Origin of the sequence: Pedobacter sp. (assembly GCF_037719805.1) — a bacterium.
GTDB lineage: Bacteria > Bacteroidota > Bacteroidia > Sphingobacteriales > Sphingobacteriaceae > Pedobacter.
On sequence record NZ_JBBJLZ010000006.1, the window covers coordinates 327,372 to 340,409 of the forward strand.

The following is a 13,038-nucleotide window of genomic DNA, read 5'->3' on the forward strand; positions in this document are numbered from 1 at the left end:
GTCCTAATTTTTCTTGTAGCTGTAGATCTCAACTATCAAGTATGGCAAAGAAAAAAGAGTATCATAATATGAAGCTTTATTTTTGAAATCACTTATAAATCATCCCGCAATTACTGTCTATTATTTAAGGGCTATATCTATTTCTTGTATAAGTTTATTCGCATCATCAACTGCCTTTTCAAAAAGCAAAATGTCTTGTTTTGAATTGTATTCAATATTATGCAGCATTGATCTAACTTTTTTACTATTATAGTAATCATATAGAGATATACTTTCAAGAGAATTTTGTCCATCTTTTAGCTGATCGAGTTGCAAGGAATTTAAGAAGCTAATTGAAGTTATTAGGTTGGGTACAGTCTGTTGATAGTATTGCAGGATAGCATTTTTTACGCTGTCATTTTCAATAGTTTCAATTTTTCCACTGGATTTAAATCCTTCATACCTTGCATTATTGAAAGTGTTACCGATCAAAGAGAAAGTAGTCTTCGGACCAATTATCGAATCAGAAAGGGTCCTGGTTAGAATTTGTAGAAAGCCTGAATTTTTGTTTATGTTAGTTAAAGCCAATTTATTTTTGTTCAAAAAAATAACGTCGTTTTTTAAATCATTTTTTATTCCGCTTAAAAACTTCTTAACGTCTTCTTGTTGATGGTTATGCTCACTCCGACTATGTAACCAAATGGAAAGGGTAACTGCAAAAACTATAATAAGTACTTCAATAATTATTTCTTTCAATTTTTCTCCGACTGTATGTTTAGAATTCCTTGCTGTTCTTACTATTTTCCTGGAGTGTTTAGAATTTCGTCTTGCATATAGAATGTATGGCTCAATACTTTTAAGGTATAATGCCAAGATAAAGCAAAACTTACATATTTTATGGCATAAATATTTAATTTAGAAACGTTTATCGACTTATGTTCCATTGCCATATACCAGTAAAAATTTCAAGATAAGGTGCTTAATAGATGCATCTCCCTATTAGACCTTCAGTTTATCAAAAAGCATCTTTTTCGGAAATCTAAAATCATGCAATGTTTATTTGTCTTAAAAAAGAAGCTTAACCTTAAGAGTTAAGATGTAAGCTATTATAGTATCTCGACCGCTTTACTTATTTTGTTTTAGTTAAAGTCATTTACTTATCCTTAGCTTCATAAATTATATAAGAATTCGTTTACCTTTAAAAGCTTCAATTAAAACTAAACACATTAAAACGTTGGAAAATAAACCAGTGAGCTGGCAACTGCTCAGAATTCAGCAGATGGAAGATGAGCATGGCTTTGGTCTGGTGGGTACCTACTATTTGGACTATAGTAATAAGACTGTTTATGCGGACCGGACGCTAAGCGCCATGTATGGCCTGGAATTCAATGCTAATGGCATGCCGTTAGAGAATTTCCTTAAAAACATTTCACAAGACGACCTCAAAAAAGCGAATGCATATCGTGAATCGCAAATAAATAAAAATGAACCTTACGCAATAGAATACCGGATAAAAGTGGCTAACACCAAGCCTAGATGGGTGTTAGTTCGCGCTCAAGCCAAAAATATCGGTGATGATGTGTTGTATGAAGGGATTGTAGTTGATATCACATCCGCAAAAGAAGCCCATTACGCCCTGCAAGCGCAGAACAAACTTACAAAAACGATTACAGACAATGCCACTTCCGCCCTGCTTTTAATGAATGATGAAGGTTATTGCACTTTCATTAATCCTGCTGGCGAATCAATGTTCGGTTACACCCGCGAGGAGATTGGCAGCAAACCTTTACATTATCTTATTCACCATCACTATCCAGATGGAAGGGATTACCCTATGGAAGAATGCCCGCTGGACAGAGCTTTGCCTCAGAACTTTGAAATGAGGGCCCACGAAGACCTTTTTTTCAGAAAAGACGGCACTACCATCCCTGTACTATGTGCCGCAAGTCCAATCTTTGAAAACGGAGTACCAGTAGCAACCGTTATTGAAGTACGGGACATTACAGAACATAAAAAGGCTGAGACGTTATTAAAGCACCAGGCTGAACGCCTTCAGATTCTCAATTCAGTCGGCTCATCAATTACCGAAAATCTAAATCTGCAGGAAATATTGCAAAAAGTAACAGATGCCGTAACGAAGCTCACAGGTGCCAATTTTGGGGCTTTTTTCCATAACACCGTTGATGCTGCAGGTGAAGCCTATATGCTTTATACTCTTTCTGGCGCCCCAAGTGAGGCCTTCGAGCGGTTCGGCATGCCTCGGAATACTGCAATTTTTCATGCTACCTTCAACGGTCAGGGAATCGTTAGGGTGTCCGATATTACCAAAGACCCACGTTACGGCAAAAATGCTCCCCATAACGGCATGCCTATCGGACACTTGCCTGTGGTTAGTTATCTCGCGGTGCCTGTTACCTCGAAATCAGGCAAAGTAATAGGCGGATTGTTATTGGGACACAAGGACGCCGGTGTTTTTACGGCGGAACATGAAAGCCTGGTTATGAACATAGCGTCGCAGGCTGCAATTGCTATGGACAACGCCAAGTTATACGAAGAAGTAAAGGAACTAAGCACCAAAAAGGACGAGTTTCTTTCCATAGCCAGCCACGAGCTTAAAACACCGCTAACCAGCATTAAGGCGTTCAATCAGATAATGGGCCGTTCTAAGGATCCCTCAAAACTGAGTGGCTTTATTGAAAAATCGAGCATGCAAATTCAAAGGCTGGAGAAGTTGGTTGATGACTTGCTGGATGTTACTAAGATAAATGCCGGTAAAATACAGTACAATATGCAGCCGTTTGACTTCGCTCAGACTCTTAAAGAAAGCGTTGAAAGCGTACAGCATGTTACTACCACCCATGAAGTTATCTTAAACGCCAACTTGGATGTGTTAGTAACCGGAGACCGACTCAGAGTTGAACAAGTGATAAACAACTTTTTAACCAATGCAGTAAAATATTCGCCCGGGGGAAAAAGAGTATTAGTGAATGCAAAATTAGAAAGAGGCAATGTTACTGTTGCTATTCAGGATTTTGGAATTGGCATTCCCCAAGATCATCTAAGCCGCTTGTTTGAACGTTTTTATCGCGTAGATAATACAGCTATGCACTTTGAAGGTTTGGGTCTGGGGTTATTTATATCATCCGAAATACTAAAGCGGCATATGGGCGATTTCTGGATAGAAAGTGAGCTCGGCAAAGGTTCTACATTTTATTTTCGATTGCCAATCAACCAGGATAACGAGGATAAAACGACTATTGAGACTGACTCCTATTATAAAGACAATACCCTTGAAATTGGCTACGATGCATCCTCGGGATGTCTGAATGTAGACTGGACTGGCTTTCAAGACCTTGCATCAGTAAAGGCCGGTTGTTTAAAAATGCTGGAAATATTAAAAAAGAAAAAATGCCGTAAAGTGTTGAATGATAATACGAATGTAATGGGCACCTGGTCAGTAGCGGCAGAATGGGTGGGCCAAGAGTGGTTTCCTATCATGGAAAATGTCGGCTTACGATATTTCGCCTGGATCAACTCTCCGAGCACTTTTAGCATGATGTCAGCAAAAAAGAGTATCAATTTGAAAGAAGGTGAGGTCAATACACAGTTATTTACAACACGAGATGAAGCTACGCAATGGCTAAACAAATTTTAAAAGTTACAGCTTGTAAATAGGGGATGATATAATGACAACTCATTATTTTCTTAGTTCGGCAAAGGAAAAATGAGTCTCAAAAAACGAAGCTTAAACTTTAGTAATTGAGGTATGAGCTGCACTACTCTAGTATTTGGACCGCTTTTCTTCTTCTCTTTTAGCTGTAGACCGAAAGCACCAAGTACGGCAACAAAATAACAACGATCTCAATAAACGAAGCTTAAAACTTAGGAGTTATCAAGGTCCAAGAAACTGAAAAATCCGGCTTACAAGACGAATTGCAAAGATTATAAAGAATTATAGCAATTGAACTGGGAAGAGCTTGCAATTCATTTTTAAATATTATTTAATTAATAATTACCTTGTTAATCCAATTGTCTTATAATTAATAAGATAATTTAAATACTAAAATAATGAGATCCATTTCTGTTCTCTTTCTAAAGCTACTAATGATCGTCAACATTAGCAGTTCCGCCCAGCTAGCCTCGTCGAGCCAAAGTAAATCAACCATTTCTGAAATTGTCACAGGTGCTGATCAGACTGAAAAATATTTGACCTATTTAAAAGGGAAACGGATTGGCCTAGTGGCAAATCAGAGTTCTATTATCGGCATAACCAGCAGTGTAGATAGCCTATTGATCTTAGGGATTAAGATTGTAAAAGTTTTCGGACCAGAACATGGTTTTAGAGGTAATGCCAGTAATGGAGCTGCTGTGGGTAATGAAATAGACTCTAAAACTGGCATTTTCATTCTGTCATTATATGGCAAAAACAGAAAACCAACTAAAGAACAGCTGGCGGATATCGACCTAATGGTCTTTGATATTCAAGATGTAGGCTGCCGTTACTATACCAATATTAATACACTTCAATATGTGATGGAAGCATGTGCGGAAAACAATAAGAAACTGCTGATTCTTGATAGACCCAATCCTAACGGATATGTAGTGGACGGGCCTGTAATGACGGACGATAAATTCAAATCCGGCATAGGGATCCATTATACTCCTATGACTCATGGAATGACCATTGGTGAGTTTGCACAGTACCTTAATGGCGAAGGCTACTTAAAAAAACAGTGTAAATTAAAGATTATCAAAGTTGCTAATTATCACCACAAGATGCCGTATGTATTACCGATTAGCCCCTCTCCTAACTTAAATACACAACAATCTGTGATGCTTTTCCCTAGTTTATGTATGTTTGAAGGCACAGCTATAAATGAAGGTAGGGGAACTTACACGCCATTTACCATATTGGGAGCACCATTATTGAAAGGTGAGTATTCATTTTCTTACAAACCGGTAAGTATTCCTGGCATGAGCGAGCAACCCCGTCACAAAGACTCTGTATGTTATGGTCTGGATCTTGGTAACTATGATATCAATAAATTGCGGGAGAGCAGACAGGTCAATTTATCGTGGCTAATTGAACTATACAAAGCCTATCCAGACAAAGCTAATTTTTTTGTACCAGGAAGAGTGACCGAGGATGTATCTGCTTTCGACCTGCGCATAGGTACTGACCAATTGAGAAAACAGATCATAGCTGGTTTATCCGAAGCAGACATCCGGAAAAGCTGGGAGCCTGGACTACATCAGTTTAAGACTATACGGGTAAAATATCTTTTATATCCTGATTAGTTTAATTATTGCTAAGATGTCAAATTATTATTTAACGGTAGTTAAAAAAGATAGCATCAGCGGATAGACAATTTGCGTCTGTCTCAAAAAACAAAGATACCTACCTTGTCAATCTTTTTCTTTTAGCTTTGACATAGATCATCATGTACGGCAAAGGGAAAATAAGGTTTCATAAATGAAGCTATATCCAGTTTAATTACGACTGATACATTTGTATCAAGATATCTAAATATCATGATATAGGCGCTTATGCTATTCCTAAAACTATAATGTGTCCTAAAAACGAAGGTATCCAATCGCTTTTGTTGTTAGCCATTTCTATAAATCATAAAATACACTAGTTACGTACATGATATCATTATATATTCATACCAAAAAATCATACGATAATACGGCTTAAAAGTGGATTAAACGCAAGTAATTCTTTGATTAAAAGTTTGATATTAATACAAATCCAGCTAATACTCTTAAAAACTTGCGTAGTTATATAACTACACTTATATTTGTAGTCAAATAACTACATAATGAATCTAAGACGTGATGTATTTCAAGCTATTGCAGACCCAACACGAAGAGCGATACTTCTATTACTGGCATCGCAATCAATGACAGCAGGGGCAATTGCAGCTAATTTTAATACCGCCAGACCAACAGTTTCCAAACATCTGCAGATCCTAACTGAGTGTGAGCTGATAAAGCAAGAGCAGCTGGGGAGAGAGAATTATTATCACTTTAACCCGGAAAAGATGAAAGAAGTGGCTGACTTTGTCGAACCCTTTAGGAAAGTTTGGGAAGAGAAGTTTAATAAACTAGAATCCGTAATGAAAGAATATAATAACGCCAAAAATGGAACAAAAAACAAAGATTGAAGCCCAAGAGGGCAAACAGGATGTGATCATTACCCGTAAGTTCAACTTACCTGTAGAACTGCTTTATAAAGCCTATACTGAAGCTCAATTTATTGAGCAATGGATGGGAACAAAGGTGCTAAAGCTAGAAAACAAGACCCATGGGAGTTATGAATTTGAAACTTCTTATAATGGTAATGTGGTATTTAAAGCAAATGGTACGATCCACGAGGTTATAGCTAACCAAAGCATGGTAAGGACTTTTGAAATGGAAAACATGCCTATTGGAGTTCAGCTTGAGTTGCTGACTTTTGAAGCGGTAAGCAATGATATGAGTAAACTTAGCATCTGGATCATCTATCAGTCGGAAAAGCACCGCGCTGAGCAGATGAAATTGCCTTTTGCATATGGTTTGAACATGGCACACAACACATTGGAAACACTTAAATTCAATAATTATTAATATGATGAATCAGCGTTCAAAAACTGTAATCTATTGGATTCTTACAGGTTTCCTTTCATTTGGGATGTTAGCACAAGGTTTTACTCAAGTGCTACAAGTGCAAGGCTATGTTGATATGATTGTTGTAAAATTGGGTTATCCATTATACCTGTTAACTATTATAGGTGTTTGGAAAATATTAGGAGTTATAGCTATTATAATCCCACGCTTTGCACTTCTGAAAGAATGGGCTTATGCCGGCTTTTTCTTTGTGATGTCGGGAGCTTTGTTTTCACACCTTGCAAACAGGGATCCGATATTGGATATATTGCCTTCTGTATTCTTACTAATGCTGATCTTCGGATCATGGTATTGGAGACCGAACGATAGAAAGTTAAGTGTAATACCTAGTTAGAAGTTATGGAAGCAGATTGGTTCTTTACCAAAAAAACGAAATGGCAAGAAGAATATTCAGAATTGAGACTATTGGTTTTAGACTGTGGACTCATTGAGAAACTGAAGTGGGGATGCCCTTGTTATGTTGTTGAAAAAAGCAATGTCGTTCTGATTCATGGATTCAAAGACTACTGCGCACTATTATTTATGCAGGGTGCTTTAATGAAAGACGATCAGAGACTATTAATTCAACAGACTGCGAATGTACAATCCGCAAGACAACTTCGATTTAAGAATGTGGAAGAAATATTAACAAGCAAATCAATTATCACTTCATACATTAAAGAAGCTATTGAAATTGATAAGGCGGGACTAAAATTCGAGTTAAAAGGGACAGCAGGATACGACATCCCAGATGAATTCCAAAACGCATTAGATACTATGCCTGAGGTTAAGGATGCTTTTTATTCCTTAACACCAGGCAGGCAAAGGGGATATTTGCTTTACTTCTCTGCTGCTAAACAAGCCAAAACCAGAGAAGCAAGAGTGGAAAAATATTTGCAACAGATCCTCGAAGGTAAAGGCTTAGATGATTGAAGCTTAATTTATTTTAAAGAGTGGTTTAATAATTAAATTTTAGTCTCATAAGTGATTGTCTCACAAAATGACGATATACCTTTAAGCAAATTGTCGTTACGCAGTCACTACATTTAGGTTAAACCTGCTTGCATCCGAAAGACTTTGTTTAATGATTGATATGCTGATATATGAATGTTCGGTTAGTCTTAAAAAATGAAGCTTAAACTTCAGAATTATTGTATAAGCCACTATTATAGTATTTCGACCGCTTACTTCTCTCTTTTAGCTGTAGATATAAAGCATTAAGTACGGCAAAGAGAATCCAACTACCCTCACTCCACGAGAATAACATTTGGATCCTCCTGATCTAAAAACGAAAAATTTATCATCTGATAAATCTAAACTATCTGTGTATTGGAAAAAGCTTTTCATCTACCTGAGTCCCCTGACCTGCAACCATACACCAACTTCCGTCTTTTTTTATAAATACTTCTAGGCGTCTAACTTTGATAGCGATATCCTGACCCTGGATATTTAAATGTACATCTGCTAGCCAATTTACTACCGCGGTTGTTGCACCATAAATTCTGATAATTTCACTTCCAGGTACAATCTTAACGGATTTAAGTATCAATTTTTCTTTTACCTGGCTGTCCTTCCACTGAGTAAGAGAATAATTGATATCGCCTTTAGGTCCCACCGTGACAAGATCATTACAATCTTTTTGTGTCTGGGCCTTAAATTCGGGGTCATGCATTAATGTCTGGATTTCTCTTCTTTCCTTCGGAAAATTCAATGTGTCAATTTGGGCATAACTACTTAGTGTTACGGCCACTAACAAGCAGGTGAAAAGTGATTTCTTCATAGTCTTTCTAGTTTTTTTACTAATATAATAGCGTTATCACACCTAATTTTATATAATAGACTATCATCGATTTTTGGTAGACATACAACCTTAGATTATTCTCAAGGGATTTTATCGTCGACAAAAAGCTTATGTCTACAAAAGCTCATTTTCTTAAGTTGAGATTGTATATTAGGTACAATGCAACCATCTAAACGCTTACAGTTTATTTTTTCCGACGATTTGGGTTGGAAGTTTTTACGGCATTCCAGTTTCTGGTTATGCTGGTATATTTTTCAGGTATACCTCTATTCATTCACTCCCTCTCCTATTTTACTCCGTGTAGACTTTTTGGAACGGATTCGTATTAATTTGAGTGAAAGCTTTTGGTTTATGATGCCAAATTTATTTCTTTCTTATACAGCAATGTACCTGGTGATACCAAGGTTAATTATTCCAGCGAAATACTTAAAAGCGATGCTATCTGTTATTGGGTTAATTGTCCTCACCGCCATCCTTTCAGCCCTAATTTCACTAACAATAATTGAAATTTTGAGGAATACCTATCTTACAAAACATCCTGAAATATTTAATGGTAAAGTCCCGGTAACTCCATTTAAGATCCAGATTTTTCAGTCACTGATTTCTGGCTTGAGAGGAAGTATTACGATAAGCGGATTAGCCGCTGCAATTAAACTTACCAAATACTTCTATGTTAAACAGCAGCAGACCTTGCTGCTCGAAAAACAGAATGCTATTGCAGAACTTCAATCATTAAAAGCACAGCTACATCCGCATTTTCTACTTAACACCATAAATAACATTTATTCTCATACGCAGGAAACTGCTCCTGTGGCTGCTGAGATGCTCCTACAACTCTCCGCCTTATTACGGTACATTTTATATTCGTCCAACAAATCTTTGGTGTTACTAGACCAGGAAATTTCGATGATTAAAGATTATCTGGAGCTCGAAAAGAAGCGGTATGGAAATGACCTAGAAATATCATTAAAATTACCAGATCATACCGAAGGGCATTACGTTGCACCACTTCTTATTTTGCCTTTCATAGAAAACTGTTTTAAACATGGGACGAGTTCCATGCTTAGCCAGCCCTGGGTTAATATTGACATTGATCTGATTGGAAATTCGTTGAAGACAAAAGTTATTAATGGCAAATCGCCTGTTAAAACGCATATGGAAGGTGGTATTGGCATTGATAACGCCAAACGCAGACTAGAGCTCTTATATCCAGGGAAGTACTCCCTAGATATTGTTGAGGAAGATGAAGTATTTATTGTGAACTTAGACTTTTGTACTTACTCAGATGCAAACCTATAATTGTTTGATAGTTGATGATGAACCACCTGCCAGGGAGATTTTGAAGCGCTATGTGGAAAAGACACCTATGCTTCATTTGGCGGGTGAATTCATTAACGGATTTGAAGTAATTACATTTTTGCATAACCAAAATGTTGATTTGATCTTTTTAGATATCCAAATGCCGCAATTAAATGGATTAGAGCTACTTAGATCTTTGGCAAATCCACCGAAGGTGATATTTACAACTGCATTTGAGCATCATGCATTTGAAAGTTATGAACTTGACGCTGTCGATTATCTGCTTAAACCTATTAAATTCGAAAGGTTTATCAAGGCTATTAATAAAGCGATACCTTCAAAGGAAGCTGAACAACCTGATCGTGTTCCTAATGAAAAATCAGCTGGCTGGGCTGAGAACTTTCTTTATTTTCGATCGGAAAGAAAAATGGTTAAAGTGATATTACATGATATATTATACATTGAGAGCCTGAAAGATTACGTTAAAATTGTCACCGATAAGGAACAGGTGATTACAAAGTATTCTATGACAGCCATAGAGGCTATGCTACCCGCAAAACAATTTCTCAGAACCCATCGATCCTATCTGGTTGCCCTTGACAAAATAAATTCATTTTCAACTACCTATATTGAAGTTTTAAATATTGAAATACCGGTGGGAAGACTTTATCAAAGAGAAGTGATTAAAATATTAAGTCAATAGTTATAATCGAGGGTACTATTAATTGCTCGAACATAAGTGTCTCAGAAAACGAACTTTTTCAATCTCTCCTATTAAAATTAGGGCACCTGCAATCAACCACCAATATAGTATACCGACCTGAGTGAATAGGTTTTTGGCTGTAATTACCAAGATCATCCTTGACCACAACAAAAAAATTAATTTTTCTATTAATACTATATCAACAGATATCGACATTAAACATCACCAAATTCGTAGAATATAATTATCATTATACGGTGGAATAATTATAATGTGGTGTACTAATGCCTTGGTTAAGTGTTAATAAAGAAGTGTAACGCTCTAGTAAATCAATGTATTTTTCTTTCCAGTCATCACCTTTGCTATCTACTTTCAATTGGACGGGGGATTTCACCTTAAAATCCTCTGATATTAATAAATCAGGAAATTCAACAGAGAAGTCGTGATTCATTGCAAATCCCATCCTTACTATGGTTTCTTGTTTAAGGTTGCGCTGCTTAAACCAGTTATACAGTGTACGTCTATTTACCTTCATTACTTTCGCCAAATCCGTTAATGATGTACCTTTTCTTCTTATTACTTTTTCAACTATTTGTCCTCGATGTTGTAGCATTTTTTCTGGGTAAATGTTAGATTTCTTGTTTCTATATTGTGAAAATAATGCTCAGGTTGTGGTCATTCTTTTACACTCATTCCTCACTTTATTTTACACTTATTGATTTAATGTAGGGCTGGGTGCACTTAGCCTATTTTTAATGCCCTTACGGGTATGATAATGCAAACATTATCCCATTTAGGTACTTTTCGTTAAATAAAATAGAACTGATTTAGAGAAAAAGTGAATCTTTCCCAAGAATAGCTGTACAAATGAGTGTGGTTTTCACGTACGGCGTAGAGAAAATAGCGTCGTAAAAAAAGAAGGAATGTCGCGGTACATCATTCTCCGTTCTTTTCGACAATTTTGCTATTTTTAAATATGAAAGTTCACTCCACAAATTATTATGATACTTTTATTGAAGTGTCACAAGACTCAAAAGCAACTTGTGGGACGAAGCCACCCTCAAAGGCAAATCGAACAATTGCGGAACGTCAATACGACTTAATTACTAGTCAACCCTATGCATTTACATCAGATGAAGTATTTTTTAAAGTCTTTGTAGAAAAAAACGATTTGCTCGAGCAAGAGATAACACCAGCTAGAGAACTCTTTTTCTCAAAAGGCCAACCATGTTTTCGGGCTTCCCCATTAACCAAAACTTATGGCTTCGGGATCCATTGTAATGCAGAAGGAAAAGTATCTATTTATGGGGTAGAGACGGAAGAATACCAAAAATTAGTTGAGAACAAGTCCATTAAAAAGTTAAAGGCAATGAGATCGGGCAAATAAAAAGTATACGGGGGCCTTAAAGACAAAAATATGTTCTCTCCTTTTTAGCTGGCTTTAAATACGAAAAGAATACGCATTGTCTAATAAAACGAAGCTTAAACATTACGAGTAATGAATCAACAGTACTATTATAGTATTTCGACCCCTATCCTCCTTCTCTTTTAGCTTTTGTACTAATGCGTAAGTACGGCAAAGTGAAAATACTATCTCATAAAACGAAGATTTTTCTTTTTGCCGCACAGCTGTGAACGAACAGATAGCAGGCACCGTCTTTTTAAGAGAGCTTAATCCATGGATAGAATTTCAGACACTATGATTCAATATTATCTTTGTAGTGCTTTAATAGAATAAAGTTCGGAGAATAGTCCAAGCCACGAAAAATTATTAAATTAGATGGATCACTAGGTATGGCAATCATCAATCAAAAAAGTAAAGAAATGAGAATATTTTTATTTTGTGCTATATGTTTTATAGCGACCCCAGATAACTTCTAATTGCGTTTTCATCTGCTTTTAATGTGCCGGATGCTTCTTTTAAATCAAAGGATTTTCTGGAGTATGAACCGTTCCATACAATCAGGTCGCTGTTAAATTCTTTCTCTGCCAGCCCGGTAACCACTATTGTTTCCATAGTTTTAGAACGGTACTTGTAGGCGTTGCCGATTAAAGCAAAAGCGATAATTGCGCAAATGCCAATTCTCACAGCAGCGATGATTGTTGTTGATCTCATAGGATTGGATTTAGATTTTGATGATATAAAAATTGTGAGTTTTTACTTGACTTTAACAGATCCACTGCAAACATCACCTTCTTGTATTCCTGTTAGCCAAACCCTTAAAAACTTAATCCGTCCACGGGTTAATTGTGAAAGGTATTCTTCTTCACACATTGGTTGCACTGACCCGTAATTGCCGGTTTTAGGGAATTTAACACCCAGTTCGGCGTCTCTTAACTGTATCCAGAGACGTTGGGCAACCTTAAGCTTTGCTATAAAAAGCGGCTGACCTGCGTAATCTTTCAATATCTGTTTGTAAACCTGATTTAGTTCTTTATCTGACCGCTCATATCCCGAAGCAACCTCGGTATTCCTACTACTTTGTGCCTGTGCAGAAGGGCTGGAACTGAAAACAACGATTATAAACATTATAATCGTTCCTGCTAACTTCTTTTTTTTAAAACGCATATCTAATACAACTAACTTTCTATTACCCTTTCGCCTCTT

Annotated in this window: 14 protein-coding genes; 9 read left to right on the plus strand and 5 right to left on the minus strand. The window is 36.7% G+C overall.

Annotated features, from left to right (window positions below; genetic code table 11):
- Positions 1-120: 120 nt before the first annotated feature.
- Complete coding sequence (locus WKF66_RS20800; protein WP_489676433.1) at positions 121-852, minus strand: hypothetical protein; 732 nt, start codon at positions 850-852, stop codon at positions 121-123.
- Positions 853-1,213: 361 nt separating this feature from the next.
- On the opposite strand from WKF66_RS20800, the gene WKF66_RS20805 reads away from it, so the two are divergent.
- From WKF66_RS20805 to WKF66_RS20830, 6 genes are all read left to right on the plus strand, one after another.
- Positions 1,214-3,634 carry an ATP-binding protein gene (locus WKF66_RS20805; RefSeq protein ID WP_489676434.1) on the plus strand — a complete coding sequence of 807 codons (2,421 nt, stop codon included), beginning with the start codon at positions 1,214-1,216 and terminating at the stop codon, positions 3,632-3,634.
- Positions 3,635-4,047: 413 nt separating this feature from the next.
- Positions 4,048-5,277, plus strand: a complete 1,230-nt coding sequence (locus WKF66_RS20810) for an exo-beta-N-acetylmuramidase NamZ family protein (protein ID WP_489676435.1) — start codon at positions 4,048-4,050, stop codon at positions 5,275-5,277.
- A gap of 524 nt (positions 5,278-5,801) precedes the next feature.
- Entirely contained in the window at positions 5,802-6,146 is a 345-nt protein-coding gene (locus tag WKF66_RS20815; protein ID WP_489676436.1) for an ArsR/SmtB family transcription factor, read from the plus strand.
- On the plus strand, positions 6,124-6,588 hold the full coding sequence (locus WKF66_RS20820; RefSeq protein WP_489676437.1) for an SRPBCC family protein: 465 nt from the start codon (positions 6,124-6,126) through the stop codon (positions 6,586-6,588). Before WKF66_RS20815 ends, WKF66_RS20820 begins: the two co-directional genes overlap by 23 nt.
- Position 6,589: 1 nt before the next feature.
- Positions 6,590-6,982, plus strand: a complete 393-nt coding sequence (locus tag WKF66_RS20825) for a DoxX family protein (protein ID WP_489676438.1) — start codon at positions 6,590-6,592, stop codon at positions 6,980-6,982.
- A gap of 5 nt (positions 6,983-6,987) precedes the next feature.
- Positions 6,988-7,560: a YdeI/OmpD-associated family protein gene (locus WKF66_RS20830; RefSeq protein ID WP_489676439.1), complete on the plus strand. Its 573-nt coding sequence runs from the start codon at positions 6,988-6,990 to the stop codon at positions 7,558-7,560.
- A 385-nt stretch (positions 7,561-7,945) separates the two neighbouring features.
- On the opposite strand, the gene WKF66_RS20835 is transcribed toward WKF66_RS20830, so the two are convergent.
- On the minus strand, positions 7,946-8,407 hold the full coding sequence (locus tag WKF66_RS20835; protein WP_489676440.1) for a hypothetical protein: 462 nt from the start codon (positions 8,405-8,407) through the stop codon (positions 7,946-7,948).
- Between the two features lie 372 nt (positions 8,408-8,779).
- Between WKF66_RS20835 and WKF66_RS20840 the strand changes: the two genes are divergently transcribed.
- The gene (locus WKF66_RS20840; RefSeq protein ID WP_489676441.1) at positions 8,780-9,727 is read left to right on the plus strand and encodes a sensor histidine kinase; all 948 of its coding nucleotides are present in this window, start codon (positions 8,780-8,782) and stop codon (positions 9,725-9,727) included.
- A gap of 4 nt (positions 9,728-9,731) precedes the next feature.
- Positions 9,732-10,430: a LytR/AlgR family response regulator transcription factor gene (locus WKF66_RS20845; RefSeq protein WP_489676442.1), complete on the plus strand. Its 699-nt coding sequence runs from the start codon at positions 9,732-9,734 to the stop codon at positions 10,428-10,430.
- Positions 10,431-10,680: 250 nt separating this feature from the next.
- Here the strand turns inward: WKF66_RS20845 and WKF66_RS20850 are convergent, their stop codons facing one another.
- Positions 10,681-11,043, minus strand: coding sequence for a hypothetical protein (locus WKF66_RS20850; protein ID WP_489676443.1), 363 nt, complete (start codon positions 11,041-11,043; stop codon positions 10,681-10,683).
- A gap of 363 nt (positions 11,044-11,406) precedes the next feature.
- Here WKF66_RS20850 and WKF66_RS20855 point away from each other — a divergent pair, with 363 nt between their 5' ends.
- A complete protein-coding gene (locus WKF66_RS20855) occupies positions 11,407-11,817 on the plus strand; it encodes a DUF6157 family protein (protein ID WP_489676444.1) in 411 nt (136 codons plus the stop codon).
- A 468-nt stretch (positions 11,818-12,285) separates the two neighbouring features.
- On the opposite strand, the gene WKF66_RS20860 is transcribed toward WKF66_RS20855, so the two are convergent.
- Complete coding sequence (locus WKF66_RS20860; protein ID WP_489676445.1) at positions 12,286-12,546, minus strand: hypothetical protein; 261 nt, start codon at positions 12,544-12,546, stop codon at positions 12,286-12,288.
- Between the two features lie 42 nt (positions 12,547-12,588).
- Positions 12,589-12,999 (minus strand): lysozyme inhibitor LprI family protein, encoded by a 411-nt coding sequence (locus WKF66_RS20865; protein ID WP_489676446.1) that lies wholly within the window; start codon positions 12,997-12,999, stop codon positions 12,589-12,591.
- Positions 13,000-13,038: the final 39 nt, after the last annotated feature.

Coding starts and splice junctions, on each gene's coding strand:
- WKF66_RS20810 (WP_489676435.1), top strand. CDS start 4,048: ATGAGATCCATTTCTGTTCTCTTTCTAAAGCTACTAATGATCGTCAAC.
- WKF66_RS20815 (WP_489676436.1), top strand. CDS start 5,802: ATGAATCTAAGACGTGATGTATTTCAAGCTATTGCAGACCCAACACGA.
- WKF66_RS20820 (WP_489676437.1), top strand. CDS start 6,124: ATGGAACAAAAAACAAAGATTGAAGCCCAAGAGGGCAAACAGGATGTG.
- WKF66_RS20825 (WP_489676438.1), top strand. CDS start 6,590: ATGATGAATCAGCGTTCAAAAACTGTAATCTATTGGATTCTTACAGGT.
- WKF66_RS20830 (WP_489676439.1), top strand. CDS start 6,988: ATGGAAGCAGATTGGTTCTTTACCAAAAAAACGAAATGGCAAGAAGAA.
- WKF66_RS20835 (WP_489676440.1), bottom strand. CDS start 8,407: ATGAAGAAATCACTTTTCACCTGCTTGTTAGTGGCCGTAACACTAAGT.
- WKF66_RS20840 (WP_489676441.1), top strand. CDS start 8,780: ATGATGCCAAATTTATTTCTTTCTTATACAGCAATGTACCTGGTGATA.
- WKF66_RS20850 (WP_489676443.1), bottom strand. CDS start 11,043: ATGCTACAACATCGAGGACAAATAGTTGAAAAAGTAATAAGAAGAAAA.
- WKF66_RS20855 (WP_489676444.1), top strand. CDS start 11,407: ATGAAAGTTCACTCCACAAATTATTATGATACTTTTATTGAAGTGTCA.
- WKF66_RS20860 (WP_489676445.1), bottom strand. CDS start 12,546: ATGAGATCAACAACAATCATCGCTGCTGTGAGAATTGGCATTTGCGCA.
- WKF66_RS20865 (WP_489676446.1), bottom strand. CDS start 12,999: ATGCGTTTTAAAAAAAAGAAGTTAGCAGGAACGATTATAATGTTTATA.